The sequence below is a fragment of the Nocardioides aurantiacus genome (assembly GCF_003752505.1).
Lineage (GTDB): Bacteria > Actinomycetota > Actinomycetes > Propionibacteriales > Nocardioidaceae > Marmoricola > Marmoricola aurantiacus.
This window is the reverse complement of record NZ_RKHO01000001.1, coordinates 640,711-654,980: the sequence shown is the minus strand read 5'-3', so window position 1 is coordinate 654,980 and position 14,270 is coordinate 640,711. Positions and strand designations below refer to the sequence as shown.

The window sequence follows — 14,270 nt, the reverse complement described above, 5'->3', positions numbered from 1 at the left end:
GGGTTGTGCTCGGGCAACGAAGTTGCAACGATCGAGCTCGTGCGTTTTTTCACGACCTGATCGGCGCGCTCCCCCGACCTCCCCATCTACTGTTGGCCGGGACACAAGCGTGGACTTCGTTCCACACGTACCCGGAGGACTTCCTCACCCATGGATTGGCGTCACCGTTCCGCATGCCTCGACGAGGACCCGGAACTGTTCTTCCCCATCGGCAACACGGGTCCCGCGATCATGCAGATCGAGGAGGCCAAGCAGGTGTGTCGACGCTGCGACGTGCGCGAGCAGTGCCTCGCGTGGGCACTCGAGGCGGGGCAGGACCACGGCGTGTGGGGTGGTCTCAGCGAGGACGAGCGTCGCGCGCTGAAGCGCCGCAACGCCCGCAGCCGGGTCCGCACCGCCTGAGCAGACCCCCCTCTCCCTGGGCTCACCGCCCCGCGGGCGGCACCACGGACGGCACGCGCACGACGACCCGCGTGCCCGGTCCGTCGTCGCGGCGTCCCAGCGCGATGGTGCCGCCGACCTCCGCGACCAGCGTGCTGACGATCGAGAGCCCCAGGCTGGCCGAGGACTCGAGCGCGAACCCGTCGGGCAGCCCGATCCCGTCGTCCTCGACGACCATCTCCAGCGCGTCGACGTCCCTCGCACAGCGCACCTCGACGGTGCCGCGCTGACCACTGCCGTCGCGCGAGGCGAAGGCGTGCTCCACGGCGTTCTGCAGCAGCTCGGTGAACACCATCGCCAGCGGGGTCGCGGCGTCGGAGCCGATGGAGCCGAACGACCCGACCCGCCGGGCCGTCACCGCCCCGCCCGAGGTGCCGACGTCGGTGACCAGCCGGGTGAGCCGGTCGGTGACGTCGTCGAAGTCGACGGACTCGTCGAACGCCTGGCTCAGCGTCTCGTGGACGACGGCGATGGCGCCGACGCGGCGTACGGCCTCCTCCAGGGCCACCCGGCCCTCCGGGACCCGGATCCGGCGCGCCTGCAGCCGCAGCAGCGCGGCGACGGTCTGCAGGTTGTTCTTCACCCGGTGGTGGATCTCGCGGATGGTCGCGTCCTTGGTGACCAGCTCGCGGTCGCGCCGGCGCAGCTCGGTGACGTCGCGCAGCAGCACCAGCGCGCCCGTCCGCTCCCCGCCCGGCAGCAGCGGCAGCGCCCGCACGATGACGGTCGCCTGACCGTTGCCGATCTCGGTGTCACGGGGGCTCAGCCCGCCGAGGACCGCGCTGATCGTCTCCTCGTCGGGCCGCATCGCCGGCGGGACCAGCTCGCGGGTGAGGCCGGCCAGCGGCTGCCCGGCCAGGTCGCCGGTCAGCCCGAGCCGGCGGTAGACCGAGAGCGCGTTGGGGCTGGCGTAGGTGACGGCCCCCTCGGCGTCCACCCGGATGAAGCCGTCGCCCACGCGAGGGGTGTCGGCGTGGTCGGAGCGGTCGCCGGGGAAGGGGAAGCTGCCCTGCGCGATCATCTGCGACAGCTCGGTGGCGGTCTGCAGGTAGGACAGCTCCAGCCGGCTCGGCGTACGCACGCCCTGGAGGTTGGTGTGGCGCCCGACCACGGCGATCAGCCGGCCGTCGCGGCGCACCGGGATGGCCTCGACCCGCACCGGCACGTCGTCGCGCCACTCGGGGTCGCCCTCCCGGGCGATCCGACCGTCGCGCAGCGCCTCGTCGACCAGGGGACGGCGGCCGACGGGCAGGAAGCTGCCCACCAGGTCGTCGACGTACGCCGTGGGGCCGGTCGTGGGCCGCATCTGGGCTCCCGCCCAGTAGCCGGTGCCGTCGGTCGCCGGGAGCCAGAGCACGAGGTCGGCGAAGGAGAGGTCGGCGATGATCTGCCAGTCCGCGACCAGCAGCGAGAGCCATGCGACGTCGTCGGCGCCGAGGGCGGTCCGGTCACGCGCGAGGGCCTGGAGCGAGGGCACCTGACCAGGGTAGGGACAGCCGCTACTGTCGCCCGCATGACCCAGGCCCCGGACCAGACCCCCGCCGCCAGCGACACCGACACCGCCGGCGGCAGCGCCGGGTCGGGACCGGTCGAGGCCCACTCCGGGCAGCACGCCGTCGCGGTGGCCCGCGCCCACGGCGTGCAGACCATGTTCACCCTCTCCGGCGCCCACGTCTTCCCGATGTACGACGGCGCGGTGACCGCCGACCCCCCGATGCGCATCGTCGACGTGCGCCACGAGCAGACGGCCGCGTTCGCCGCGGAGGCGACCGGCAAGCTCACCCGCACCCCCGGCCTGGCCGTGCTGACCGCCGGACCGGGCGTGACCAACGGGGTCAGCGCGATCGCCCAGGCGCAGTTCAGCGGCTCGCCGCTGGTCGTCGTCGGCGGGCGGGCGCCCGCCAACCGCTGGGGCAGCGGCTCGCTGCAGGAGCTCGACCAGCCGCCGATCCTGGCGCCCGTCTCCAAGCTGGCCCGCACGATCCACGAGGCCGGCGAGGTCGCCGCCGGGATCGACGAGGCGTTCACCGTCGCCGGTTCCTCCCACCGCGGCCCGGTCTTCGTCGACGTGCCGATGGACGCCTTCTTCGAGACCACTTCCACGCAGCGACCGACCGTCGGCCTGCGGCACCGCCAGGAGCCCGACGGCGACGCGGTGCGGCGGGTGGCGACGCTGCTGGGCGAGGCCCGTCGGCCGGTGCTGGTGCTCGGCACCGACGTCTGGGCCGACGGCGCCGAGGAGGCCGCGCTGCGGCTGGTCACCGAGGCCGGGCTGCCCACGATCACCAACGGCATGGGCCGCGGGCTCGTGCCCGGCGGTCACCCGCTGCTGGTCACCAAGGCCCGTGGCGCCGCGTTCAACGGCGCCGACCTCGTCGTGGTCGTCGGCACCCCCCTCGACTTCCGGCTCGGCTACGGCGTCTTCGGCGGGAAGGAGGGCGCCACCCCCGCCCGCGTCGTCCACCTCGCCGACTCCCCCGGCCAGCTCAGCGCCCACGCCGACCTCGCGGCCTCCGCCGCGGGCGACCTCACGCTCGTGCTCGACGGCGTCCGCGACGGCATCGCGGCGCTCTCGCGCAGGCCCGACTGGTCGGGCTGGGTCACCGAGCTCCAGGACACCGTCAAGGCGGCCGCCGAGCGCGACGCGGCCCTGCTCTCGGCCGAGGCCGACCCGATCCACCCGGCCCGCATCTACGGCGAGCTGGTGCCCCGCCTCGCCGACGACGCGGTCGTGGTCGGCGACGGCGGCGACTTCGTCTCCTTCGCCGGCAAGTACGTCGAGCCGCAGCGTCCCGGCGGCTGGCTGGACCCCGGCCCCTACGGCTGCCTCGGCGCGGGCCTCGGCTCGGCGATGGCCGCCCGCCTGGTGCGGCCCTCGGCCCAGGTCGTGCTGCTCTACGGCGACGGCGCGGCGGGCATGTCGCTGATGGACGTCGACACCCTGGTCCGCCACGACCTGCCGGTGGTGATGGTCTGCGGCAACAACTCCGCCTGGGGCCTGGAGAAGGGCCCGATGCAGATGCTCTACGGCTACGACGTGGCGGCCGACCTCAACCCGCAGACGCGCTACGACGACGTCGTGAAGGCCCTGGGCGGTGCCGGCGAGACCGTGACCGATCCCCGCCAGATCGGCCCGGCGCTGGACCGCGCGTTCGCCGCCGACGTGCCCTACCTGGTCAACGTCATCACCGACGTGGAGGCGGCCTACCCGCGCGCCACCTTCGGCATCTAGCCGTGCAGGTCCGGCTCGCCGTCGCGCGCGACCTGCCGGCGGTGGCCGAGGCCACGGCCGCGGCGTACGCCGACCACGTGCTCGGGCCGGACGACCCCTACCTCGACCGGCTCCGCGACGCCGCCGCCCGGGCCCGGGAGGCCGCCCTGTGGGTGGCGGTGGAGGGCGAGCGCGTGCTCGGCTCGGTCACCGACTGCCCGCCCGGGTCGCCGTGGCGCGAGGTCGCCGCCGAGGACGAGGGTGAGTTCCGGATGCTGGCCGTCGACCCCGCCGCCGCCGGGCAGGGCGTGGGGCGCGCACTGGTGGAGCACGTGCTGGACGGCTGGCGCCACCGGGGCGCCCGCGGGGTGGCGCTCTCGACGCTCCCGGAGATGGCGGTGGCGCACCGCCTCTACGAGCGGTTCGGCTTCGTGCGGGCGCCCGCGCGGGACTGGTCGCCGGTGCCCGGGGTGGAGCTGCTGGTCTACGCGCTCGACCTCAGCCGAGCCGCGCCATGAACTTCTCCGCGCCCACGACGACCCGGGTGACCTCGCCCGAGCCGACCAGCCGACCCTGCTGACGGGCGGCGACCGAGAACCGCACCAGCCGGCCGTCGACGTGCACCACCGTGGCGGTCACCTCCACCACCGCCCCCACCACCGACGGGGCCTGGTGCTCCAGGGCGACCCGGGTGCCGACGCTGGTCTCCCCGGGGTCCAGCGCGGGCTCCAGGGCGGCGCAGGTGGCCGCCTCGGACCACGCCAGCAGCACGGGCGTGCCGAGCACGGGCAGGCTGCCGGAGCCGACCGCCTCGGCCGTGTCGGAGACGGCCACGGTGCGCTCGAGGGTCGCGGTCAGCTCGCGGGCGGCGGCGGGGTCGAGCCTCACGGGAGCTGCACCTCGAACTGCTCGGCCTCGGCGCCGTCCGCACCGTCGGCCGGCTCGATCGTGACGCGACCGAAGACGACGTAGGTCGTGAGCCGCTCGCGGGTGGGATGGAACAGCCCGGTGCAGCCACCGACCCGGAAGGCCAGGGCGACGAGGTCGCGCAGCTGGTCGAGGTCGAGCCGCAGCGGCGAGGTGGTGAGGGCGAACACCTCGTGGGCCACGCCGTAGTCGCGGATCCGCCAGGCGGTCTCGCTGACCTCCTCGAGCAGGGTCGGGTTGTCCCAGGCCCACACGAAGGTGCCGGCGTCGGCGTTGAAGGAGCCGAGCACCTGGGCGGGGGCCCAGGCGGTGCGGCCGTCGGGGAGGTCCCACTCGACCCGGGCGGCCTGCTGGTCCAGCCGCCAGGCGGTGGCCTGGCTCATGCCCCACCGGCGGTCGTGGACCGCGATGCTCTCGCCGATCATGTCGTGGCCCTGGAGGAGGACGGTCCCGAGGTCGAGTGCAGGGTCCAGGCCGGTCATGCCCCCATCCTCCCAGAGGACGCACAAGAGCCCCGGACCGACGGGTCCGGGGCTCGTTGCGTACGACGACGACGTCATCGCGAGAGCGGATCGCTCAGGCGTTGGGACGCTTGCCGTGGTTGGCGCCCTTCTTCTTGCGAGCGCGGCGCTTGCGGCCGGTCTTGCCCATGAGGTCCTCCTGTGGTGGGTCGGCCCCCGCGGTGCGGAGCGGGAGCGGCGTACATCCTCGCAGGCGGGGCCGTCCGAGGCGAATCAGCGTCCGGCCAGCGTCCGGTCAGGCGGACGGGTCGCGCCGGACGATCTCGACCTGCACCTCGCGGATGGAGACCATCACGCGCTGGCGCAGGGTGTCGGGAGCGCGCTCGCTGCACGACCGGGCAACCAGCGTCTTGACGGTGCGCTCGAGGTCGTAGCGCGCCAGGCACGGCCCGCACTCCTCGAGGTGGTGCTCGATCTGGGCACAGTCGGCCTGCTCGAGCTCGTTGTCGAGGAAGAAGAAGACGCGGCCCAGGACCTCGGAGCAGTCGGCGGCGTCGACGCCCTCCAGGGAGGAGGTGGTCGCGGCCGCGGGACGGCGGTCGTCGGCGCTCATCGGAGGTCCCCCTTGGTGCCGGCGCCGACCTTGGCGTCCACCGTCTCGGCCCGGAGCAGGTCGTTCTCGCGGACGTACTCGGTGAGCATCTGGCGCAGCTGGCGACGGCCACGGTGCAGGCGCGACATCACGGTGCCGATCGGCGTCTCCATGATCTCGGCGATCTCCTTGTAGGGGAATCCCTCGACGTCGGCGAGGTAGACCGCGAGCCGGAAGTCCTCGGGGAGGTTCTGCAGCGCCGTCTTCACGTCGGAGTCGGGGAGGTGCTCGAGGGCCTCCATCTCCGCGGACTTCAGGCCCGAGGAGGAGTGCGACTCGGCGCGCGCGAGCTGCCAGTCCTCGACGTCCTCGGCCATCGACTGCTGCGGCTGACGCTGCTTCTTGCGGTAGGTGTTGATGAAGGTGTTGGTCAGGATCCGGTAGAGCCAGGCCTTGAGGTTGGTGCCGGGACGGAACTGGTGGAAGTTGCCGTAGGCCTTGGCGAAGGTCTCCTGGACCAGGTCCTCGGCGTCGGCGGGGTTGCGCGTCATGCGCATCGCCGCGGAGTAGAGCTGGTCGAGGAAGGGCAGGGCGTCGCGCTCGAAACGGAGCTGGCGCGCGGCCTCGGTCTCCGTCGCGACGTCGACCTCGGCCGCAGCGTCGGTCTCAGGGGTGTCGATCTCGGGGGTGCTCATCGCGTTCCAGCCTACCGGGGCGGCGCGGAACACGGTCGGCTCGACGGAACGCTCCAGGTCGGGCCTCTCCAGGGTGCACAGCACGCGGGACTCCCCTCTCGGACGGGTGTGGGACGACGGTCGAGGGGTACAACGGCGGGTCAGCGCGAACGATTCCCCACCACGTCGCGCACGATCCACTCGAAGGTCCGCTCGAGCACCAGGTCGAGCGCCTCGGCCTGGGTGACCGGGGCGGACCTGCGCACCTTCAGGCCGTGGTCGCCGTCCGGGACGACCACGAGGTCGACGTCGTCGGGGAACTCCGCGGGCGTCCCGAACGGGTCGCGCTCGCCCTGGACCACCAGCGAGCGCACCCGGGCGCCGAGGAGCTCGGGCAGCCGCGACCTCTCCGGCTTCCCGGGCGGGTGCAGCGGGAAGCTGAGCGCCAGCACGGCGCTGGCCCCGACGCCCCGGGCGAGCCGGCACGCCGACCGGGCGCCCGCGCTCCGACCACCCAGCACCAGCGGCACGCGGGCGCGCAGGTTGTCCAGGACGGCGGTGTAGCACTCGTCGATGACCGGGGGCGGCGGGGCGAGCTTCTTGCCGGCCACCCGCCACGGCATCTCCACGAGCGTCACCGAGACGTCGCGCTGCGGGAGCGTCCTGGCCAGGCGCAGCAGGTCGGGCGCGTCGATCCCGCCGCCGGCGCCGTGGGTGAGCACGAGGCCCGCGACCGGCCGCTTGGCGCGGCGCACGACCAGACGGGCGTCGCCGCGCGGGGTGGCCACCAGTCGCTCGACCGGCATCAGGGCCGGCCCTCGGTCGGGGCGGGAGCGTCCTCGGGGAGGTCGGACAGCGGCAGCGGCTCGACCAGCTCGGGGCCGTTGTTGCGCACGTTCGAGACCAGCGTGGGGACCGGGAACGCCTCGAGCCGGCCGGGGGCCGCCGGGGTCAGCAGGTCGAGCAGGACGTCGCGGTCGTGGGTCGTCGGGTCGAGCCAGGCGTCGTAGCGGTCGGGGGTGAGCATCAGCGGCATCCGGTCGTGGATGCGGCCGAGGGAGTCCTCGGCCGCGGTGGTGATGACCGTGCAGGTCCACCGGAAGCGGTCGGGGTCGTCCTCGGCCCTCTCGGGGTCGCGCCAGATCTCGTAGAGCCCGGCCATCGCGAGCACGCCGCCGTCGGCGGGCCGGATGAAGTAGGGCTGCTTGCGGGGCTTGCCGGCCCTGGTCAGCGCCGAGGTGGGGTACCACTCGTAGTAGCCGTCGGCGGGCAGCAGCGCCCGGCGGCGCTCGAAGGCCCGGCGGTAGGCCGGCTTCTCCGCGACGGTCTCCATCCGGGCGTTGATCATCCGGCTGCCGATCGCGGGGTCCTTGGCCCAGAACGGCACCAGCCCCCACGTCATCGCGCGCAGCTGGCGCTCGGGGGCGTCGTCGGCGCCGTCGGAGCGGCCCTCGCCGGAGGGCGGCCGCTCGACCACGGCGTACACCTCCTTGGTGGGGGCGACGTTCCAGTCGGGCTCCAGGCGCGGCAGGTCGGGCTGCCGGACCTCGAACTCCTCGACGAGGTCCTCGGGCTGACGGCTCGAGGCATAGCGACCGCACATGCGCGCCAACCTAGTCCCCGCCCGGCCCCGGCGGGGACCGGCGACCACCCGGGCACCGGTGGTCGCCGGCCTTCCTCCCACCGGCCTGGCGACGTCCGCGCGGGCATCCCTCCCAGGACCCTTGTCCGCACGTACGCCGCGGCCGACGCGACGCCGAACCCAGGCCGGCGCCACCCCGGCGCTCTGGCCGGTCCGGAGGTGTGACGGGGCGGACGACCGACCATGACGCGGGGTTCGGGGAGGAGATCCGGGGGCACAATGGCCCCATGGCCGCGGGCGAGCTCACCACCGAGGCGTCCCCCGACCCCGCAGACGGGTCCTCGGACGCCGACCTGATCGCCCGCGTGCGCGACGGTGACACCGACGCCTTCGGCACCCTGTTCGCCCGTCACGTGGGGGCGGCGGAGCGGCTGGCCCGGGCCCTGGTGCGGGGGCCGGACGCCGACGACCTGGTCTCGGAGGCGTTCACCAAGACCCTCGTCGTGCTCCAGGGCGGCGGCGGGCCCGACGAGGCGTTCCGGGCCTACCTGCTCACCGCCGTGCGCCGGCTGCACGTCGACCGCATCCGGCGCACCCGCCGCGTGACCACCACCGACGACCTCGACGAGCTCGACGACGGGGTCCCCTTCGTCGACCCGGCCGTGGCGGAGTTCGAGGGCGGGGCCGCGGCCCGGGCCTTCGCCTCGCTGCCGGAGCGCTGGCAGCTGGTGCTGTGGCACCTCGAGGTCGAGAACGACAAGCCCGCCGACATCGCGCCGCTGCTCGACCTGAGCCCCAACTCGGTCTCCGCGCTGGCCTACCGCGCCCGCGAGGGCCTGCGGCAGGCGTTCCTGACGATGCACCACACCGGCGACCCCGAGCAGCTGCCCGCGGCGTGCACCACGACGCGGGGGCGCCTCGGCGGCTTCGTCCGCGGCGCGCTGACGCGTCGCGACGCCCGCAAGGTGGAGGACCACCTCGACCGCTGCCTGGCGTGCACCGGCGTCTACCTCGAGCTGCGCGAGGTCAACTCCTCGCTCTCCGGCCTGCTGGGTCCGGTCGTGCTCGGCAGTGCCGCCGCGGCGTACCTCTCGGGGCTGGGGGTGGGCACCGGTGCCGTCGGCGGGGTCGCGGCGTCCGCGGGCGCCACCCTCGGCGGCCGGGTGCGAGACGCCGTCGTGGGCCACGTCGGCACCGTGGGCACCACCGTCGTGGCCGGGGCGGCCGTGCTCGCCGTCGTCACCGGCGCCGCGCTCGTGGTGCAGGACCGCACGTCCACGCTCGAGGCGCCCTTCGCCCGGCAGCTGGTCTCCGAGAGCCCCTCGCCGGCCGGCGGCGGGACGCCCGGGCCCTCGACCGGCCGGACCGGTCCCGCGACGCCCGACCCCACCCCTGCTCCCAGCAGCCCGGGCGCGGGCGCCACCACCCCGGCGGCGACGGGCGGCGACCCCGAGCCGGACACCGACCCGGGTGCCGAGCCCAGCACCGACCCCGCCCCCTCCCCCGCGACCGGTGGCGACCGCGACCGCCCGCGCGGCACGGGCGTGGCCGCGGGCGGCGTACGCCGGGCCGACCTCGCCGTCACCGCGACGCTGGCCGCGACCACCGCCGGCCGGGCCCGCCTGCAGGTCACCGTCAGCGGGGTGCCCGCCGGGCAGTCGGCGGCACTGGACGTCCGGACCAGCGCCGGCACGCTGCGCCCGCTGGGAGCGGGCTGCACCGGCGGCGGCGTCGCCGTGAGCTGCACCGCCACCTCCGCGCGGACCGGCTTCGCGCTCGAGCTCACCGCCGACGTCGGCACCGTCGTCGACCTCGTCCTGACCGAGCCCGACGGCTGGACCGACCCCGTGTCGACGAACAACTCCGTGCGGCTCGCCCTCTAGCTGTGATGCCCAGCCAGGTTGTCCAACCTGCTGATGGGTGAGCGTTTCCCGATGGCCGAGTGGGGCCTGTGGTGGTTGTACTCGTGGACCCAGCCTGGCAGGGCGGCGAGTCTGGCGGATTCTGAGTTGTAGAACTTCTTGAACGCCCACCCTTCGGCCAGGGTGCGGTGGAAGCGCTCTATCTTGCCGTTGGTCTGGGGCCGGTAAGGCCGGGTCTTCTTCGGCGTGATCCCCAGCTCGGCGCAGGTGTCGCGCCACAGGTGGGACTTGTAGCAGCTGCCGTTGTCGCTGAGGACCCGTTGCACGATGACACCGCGTTCGGCGAACCAGGCGACTGCGTTGCGCAGCACTTGGGTGGCCGTTTCCTTGGTCTCATCGTCGTGGGCCTCGACGTAGGCGACGCGGGAGTGGTCATCGATCACCGTATGCAGGTAGCAGGTCCCGATCAGCGGGCCGCGGTACTTGTTGCGCGGCTTCCCAGGCGTCGCAGCGCGGTTCTTCTCGCCCTGCTGACGTCCGACGTAGCGCCAGCCGCCGCCGTCGGGGACCTTGCCGAGCTTCTTGACGTCAACGTGCAGCAGGTCGCCTGGTCGCTCGTGCTCGTAGCGTCGGATCGGCTCACCGGTGGCGCGGTCGATGTGGGTGAGCCGGTTGATCCGGCACCGCACCAGGACCGCGTGAACCGTCGAGGACGGCATCGCGAGCCGGTCACCGATCTCGACCGGCCCGAGCCGCTGCTTCCACCGAAGGTGCACGATCTTGCGCACCACCGGTGCCGGGGTCCGGTTTGGCTGACGATGCGGGGCCGAGGACCGATCGCTCATCCCGGCCGGCCCTTCGGCCCGATAGCGCTCAGCCCACTTCCTCGCGGTCTTCCACGACACGTCGTACCGCTCGGCTGCCCGCGCCGGCGGCCAACCGTGCTCGACGATCAGACGCGCCAATCGCAGCCGGGCACGTGGCGTCAGAGCAGCATTGGCATGGGTAGCGTGAGACACGAAGACCTCCTGGTCGTGGAGCGGTTCCTAGGTAGCTCCACTCCACACCGGGAGGTCTTCACTCATCCACGACATCAGACCGTGTCCTCACACGTCCTTGACCAACGTGCCTGGTCATCACATCTAGCGGCGCGGCGAGGAGTGGGTTGAGCACGGGCTCACGGGGTAACCCCTACCCATGACTCTCATCCGCCTGCTCGCCCGTCCCATGCTCGCCTCGACGTTCGCGGTCGGTGCCGTGGCCGGGCTGCGCAACGCCCCCGCCCTGGCCGAGAAGTCCAAGCCGGTCATCGACAAGCTCGTGCCGGCCGTGGAGCAGGCGGCCCCGCAGGTCTCGCTGCCCAAGGACCCGGTGACCCTGGTCCGCCTCAACGCCGCCGCCCAGCTCGTCGCGGCCGTCTCGCTGGCCCGTGGCCGTGCGCCCCGCCTGTCCTCCGCCGTGCTGGCCGCCTCGCTGGCGCCCACGACGGTCGCCGGCCACGCCTTCTGGGAGGAGTCGGACCCCGAGGCCAAGCAGGAGCAGATGTTCCACTTCTTCAAGAACCTCTCGATCCTCGGCGGCCTCGTGCTCGCGGCCGTGGACACCGCCGGCCAGCCCGGTGTCGTCTACCGCGCCCAGTCGGCCGGCCAGACCGCGCGCCGCGAGGCCAAGCACCTCGCCCGCGAGACCCGGCTCCAGGCCAAGCTCGCTGCGAAGTCCGTCGCCTCGTAGTCTCGGCGCGTGAGCGCCCACGAGTCCCCCCACGCGTCCCCCCAGGCGTCGCTGTGGCCCGCCCCGACGGCCCGGCAGCCGGTCGCGGCGACCGTGGCGCTGCCGGGATCGAAGTCGCTGACCAACCGGGCGCTCGTGGTCGCGGCACTCTCCGACGGGCCGTCCGTCGTACGACGGGCCCTGCGCTCGCGTGACACCGAGCTGATGGCGGCCGCCCTCACCACCCTGGGGGCGGCCGTCGACACCTCCGGCGACGACTGGACCGTCACCCCCGGCCGCCTCGGCCCGGGAGCGGTCGACTGTGGCCTGGCCGGCACCGTGATGCGGTTCGTGCCGCCCGTCGCGGCCCTGGCCCACGGCACCGTCGCCTTCGACGGCGACCCGCACGCGCGGACCCGCCCGATGTCGGCGGTGCTCGACGCCCTGCGTGGGCTCGGCGTCGAGGTCGACGGCGACGGTCGGGGCACGCTGCCCTTCGAGGTCCGTGGTCGCGGCGCCGTGGCCGGCGGGCGCGTCACCATCGACGCGTCGGCGTCGAGCCAGTTCGTCTCCGCGCTGCTGCTCGCCGGGGCGGCGTACGACGCGGGGGTGGAGGTCGTCCACACCGGCCCGCCGGTGCCCTCGCTCCCCCACATCGACATGACGGTGGCCTGCCTGCGCGAGCACGGCGTCGAGGTCGACGACAGCGTGCCCGACCGCTGGCGGGTCGCCCCGCAGCCGGTGCGCGCCACCGACGTCACCATCGAGCCCGACCTGTCCAACGCCGCGCCGTTCGTGATGCTCGCGCTGACCAGCGGCGGCCGGGTGAGCGTGCCCGGCTGGCCCGCGCGGACCACCCAGGCAGGCGACGCGCTGCGCGACCTCCTGGACCGGATGGGCGGCGAGGTCTCCCTCGACGCCGACGGGCTGACCGTCACCGGCACCGGCGAGGTCCACGGCATCGACGCCGACCTGCACGACGTCGGCGAGCTCACCCCCGCGGTCGCCGCGCTCTGCGCCGTGGCCGACTCCCCCTCACGGCTGCGCGGCGTGGCGCACATCCGCGGCCACGAGACCGACCGGCTCACCGCCCTGGCCGTCGAGCTGCGGGGCCTCGGCGCCTCGGTCACCGAGCACGACGACGGCCTGTCCATCGCGCCGGCGCCGATGCACGGCGGGGAGTTCAAGACCTACGCCGACCACCGCATGGCCCACGCGGCCGTCGTCGTGGGCTCGCGCGTCGAGGGCGTCCTGGTCGAGAACGTGGAGACCACGTCCAAGACCTTCCCGGGCTTCGCCGACGCCTGGTCGGGGCTGTTCCCCGGGTGACGCGGTGAGCACGGGACGCTACGGCGCGGAGGACCCCGAGTCCTACGAGCGGCCCCGCCGCCGGACCCGGCCGCGCACCAAGGACCGCCCGACCTACGACGACGCCGTGCCCGCCGTCGTCGTCACCGTCGACCGGGGCCGCTACACCTGCCGGCTCGTCGAGGGCGACCAGTCGGTCGTGATGGCCATGAAGTCGCGCCCGCTCGGTCGCAAGGGCGTCGTCGTCGGCGACCGCGTCCGCCTGGTCGGCGACACCTCCGGCGACGACGGCTCGCTGGCGCGGATCGTGCTCGTCGACGAGCGGACCACCGTGCTGCGTCGTACGGCCGACGACGACGACCCCGTCGAGCGCGTCATCGTCTCCAACGCCGACCAGCTCGTCGTGGTGACCGCGCTGGCCGACCCCGAGCCGCGCCAGGGCCTGGTCGACCGGGCCCTCGTGGCGGCGTACGCCGCGGGCATGGCGCCGCTGCTCGTGCTCACCAAGGCCGACCTCGCCGACCCCGAGCCGGTGCTCGAGGCCTACCGCCCGCTCGGGGTGCCGTACGTCGTGACGCAGCGCGGCGCCGACCTCGCCGAGCTGCGCGAGCGGCTGGCCGGGCGCACCAGCGTGCTTCTGGGCCACAGCGGCGTCGGCAAGTCGACGCTCGTCAACGCGCTGGTGCCCGACGCCTTCCGCGAGGTCGGCGTGGTCAACGCCGTGACCGGGCGGGGCCGCCACACCAGCACCAGCGCGCTGCTGCTCGCGCTGCCCGGCGACGGCTGGATCGTCGACACCCCGGGGATCCGCTCCTTCGGCCTCAACCACGTCGAGCCGGACCAGCTGATCGAGGCCTTCGACGACCTCCACGAGCTGACCCGGTCCTGCCCGCGGGGCTGCACCCACGGCGACGGCGAGCCCGAGTGCGGTCTGGACGAGGCCACCGGGCAACAGGTCGACCGGGTGAGGTCGTTCCGCCGGCTGCTCGCCTCGCGCGAGTCCGGCGCGGCGTACTGACCCGACGGTCCGGGGCTAGCCGCCCCAGACCGACCGCGCACCGAGGTCGCCGGTGATCACGACGACCACGAGGGCGGCAACGGCGAGCAGGGGCAGCAGCACCATCAGCGGCTTCTCCAGCACCGCCACCCGGGCCGGCCGGTCACGACCGGTGGCACGGTGGAGGACCGGCATCACCAGGAACGCGACGACCACCAGCACCGCGAGGACGTACATCAGGACCTGCAGCCGCTCCCCCCACTCGGCGTGCTCGTGGATCAGCGCGGAGTCGGGGCCGCGGGTCTCCTCGAGGTCCTCCCCGGTGAGGGTGGCGAGCTGGACCGCGACGGTGGCCACGACGGTCAGGACGAGGGCGGGCCAGCGGGTGGCCGCGCGCCACCGCGGCACCACGAAGGCGATCACGGACAGCGCCGCCAGCGGCACGAGGACGACCGCGGCGTGGATCACGAGGGGGTGTGCGGGAATGCCGTTGATCTCCATGAAC

At 74.1% G+C, this 14,270-nt stretch carries 17 protein-coding genes; 7 read left to right on the top strand and 10 right to left on the bottom strand.

The annotated features are described in order from the left end of the window. The first annotated feature begins 150 nt into the window (after positions 1-150). Entirely contained in the window at positions 151-402 is a 252-nt protein-coding gene (locus EDD33_RS03240) for a WhiB family transcriptional regulator (RefSeq protein WP_056536770.1), read from the top strand. A 22-nt stretch (positions 403-424) separates the two neighbouring features. Here EDD33_RS03240 and EDD33_RS03235 read toward each other — a convergent pair whose 3' ends face one another. Then, entirely contained in the window at positions 425-1,918 is a 1,494-nt protein-coding gene (locus tag EDD33_RS03235) for a sensor histidine kinase (protein ID WP_123392956.1), read from the bottom strand. 36 nt (positions 1,919-1,954) lie between these two features. Between EDD33_RS03235 and EDD33_RS03230 the strand changes: the two genes are divergently transcribed. Together EDD33_RS03230 and EDD33_RS03225 are read left to right on the top strand one after the other, a co-directional pair. Then, positions 1,955-3,673 carry an acetolactate synthase gene (locus tag EDD33_RS03230; protein WP_123389085.1) on the top strand — a complete coding sequence of 573 codons (1,719 nt, stop codon included), beginning with the start codon at positions 1,955-1,957 and terminating at the stop codon, positions 3,671-3,673. A gap of 2 nt (positions 3,674-3,675) precedes the next feature. Next, entirely contained in the window at positions 3,676-4,170 is a 495-nt protein-coding gene (locus tag EDD33_RS03225; protein WP_123389084.1) for a GNAT family N-acetyltransferase, read from the top strand. On the opposite strand, the gene EDD33_RS03220 is transcribed toward EDD33_RS03225, so the two are convergent. The 7 genes from EDD33_RS03220 to EDD33_RS03195 form a co-directional block, all read right to left on the bottom strand. Then, positions 4,151-4,540: a thioesterase family protein gene (locus EDD33_RS03220; protein ID WP_246003339.1), complete on the bottom strand. Its 390-nt coding sequence runs from the start codon at positions 4,538-4,540 to the stop codon at positions 4,151-4,153. The genes EDD33_RS03225 and EDD33_RS03220 overlap by 20 nt on opposite strands. Next, a complete protein-coding gene (locus EDD33_RS03215) occupies positions 4,537-5,061 on the bottom strand; it encodes a DUF6882 domain-containing protein (RefSeq protein ID WP_123389083.1) in 525 nt (174 codons plus the stop codon). The genes EDD33_RS03220 and EDD33_RS03215 overlap by 4 nt, the downstream gene beginning before the upstream one ends. A gap of 94 nt (positions 5,062-5,155) precedes the next feature. Then, on the bottom strand, positions 5,156-5,230 hold the full coding sequence (locus EDD33_RS20775; RefSeq protein ID WP_369759046.1) for a 50S ribosomal protein bL37: 75 nt from the start codon (positions 5,228-5,230) through the stop codon (positions 5,156-5,158). A gap of 105 nt (positions 5,231-5,335) precedes the next feature. After that, positions 5,336-5,653, bottom strand: coding sequence for a mycothiol system anti-sigma-R factor (gene rsrA / locus EDD33_RS03210; protein WP_123389082.1), 318 nt, complete (start codon positions 5,651-5,653; stop codon positions 5,336-5,338). Next, positions 5,650-6,327 (bottom strand): sigma-70 family RNA polymerase sigma factor, encoded by a 678-nt coding sequence (locus EDD33_RS03205; RefSeq protein WP_123392952.1) that lies wholly within the window; start codon positions 6,325-6,327, stop codon positions 5,650-5,652. The genes rsrA and EDD33_RS03205 overlap by 4 nt, the downstream gene beginning before the upstream one ends. Positions 6,328-6,467: 140 nt before the next feature. After that, positions 6,468-7,112, bottom strand: a complete 645-nt coding sequence (locus tag EDD33_RS03200; protein WP_123389081.1) for an alpha/beta hydrolase family protein — start codon at positions 7,110-7,112, stop codon at positions 6,468-6,470. Continuing rightward, entirely contained in the window at positions 7,112-7,909 is a 798-nt protein-coding gene (locus EDD33_RS03195) for an SOS response-associated peptidase (protein WP_123389080.1), read from the bottom strand. The genes EDD33_RS03200 and EDD33_RS03195 overlap by 1 nt, the downstream gene beginning before the upstream one ends. A gap of 266 nt (positions 7,910-8,175) precedes the next feature. Here EDD33_RS03195 and EDD33_RS03190 point away from each other — a divergent pair, with 266 nt between their 5' ends. Further along, positions 8,176-9,771 (top strand): sigma-70 family RNA polymerase sigma factor, encoded by a 1,596-nt coding sequence (locus EDD33_RS03190; RefSeq protein ID WP_123389079.1) that lies wholly within the window; start codon positions 8,176-8,178, stop codon positions 9,769-9,771. Here the strand turns inward: EDD33_RS03190 and EDD33_RS03185 are convergent. Further along, positions 9,768-10,769, bottom strand: coding sequence for an IS481 family transposase (locus EDD33_RS03185; RefSeq protein ID WP_123389078.1), 1,002 nt, complete (start codon positions 10,767-10,769; stop codon positions 9,768-9,770). The genes EDD33_RS03190 and EDD33_RS03185 overlap by 4 nt on opposite strands. A gap of 178 nt (positions 10,770-10,947) precedes the next feature. On the opposite strand from EDD33_RS03185, the gene EDD33_RS03180 reads away from it, so the two are divergent. From EDD33_RS03180 to rsgA, 3 genes are read left to right on the top strand one after another with little or no spacing between them, the layout of a single operon-like run. After that, entirely contained in the window at positions 10,948-11,481 is a 534-nt protein-coding gene (locus EDD33_RS03180) for a DoxX family membrane protein (RefSeq protein ID WP_123389077.1), read from the top strand. A gap of 9 nt (positions 11,482-11,490) precedes the next feature. After that, on the top strand, positions 11,491-12,789 hold the full coding sequence (gene aroA / locus EDD33_RS03175; RefSeq protein ID WP_123389076.1) for a 3-phosphoshikimate 1-carboxyvinyltransferase: 1,299 nt from the start codon (positions 11,491-11,493) through the stop codon (positions 12,787-12,789). Positions 12,790-12,793: 4 nt separating this feature from the next. Continuing rightward, positions 12,794-13,786: a ribosome small subunit-dependent GTPase A gene (gene rsgA / locus EDD33_RS03170; protein ID WP_123389075.1), complete on the top strand. Its 993-nt coding sequence runs from the start codon at positions 12,794-12,796 to the stop codon at positions 13,784-13,786. A 15-nt stretch (positions 13,787-13,801) separates the two neighbouring features. Here the strand turns inward: rsgA and EDD33_RS03165 are convergent, their stop codons facing one another. Then, positions 13,802-14,266: a DUF2231 domain-containing protein gene (locus tag EDD33_RS03165; RefSeq protein WP_123389074.1), complete on the bottom strand. Its 465-nt coding sequence runs from the start codon at positions 14,264-14,266 to the stop codon at positions 13,802-13,804. Between the last annotated feature and the right edge of the window lie 4 nt (positions 14,267-14,270).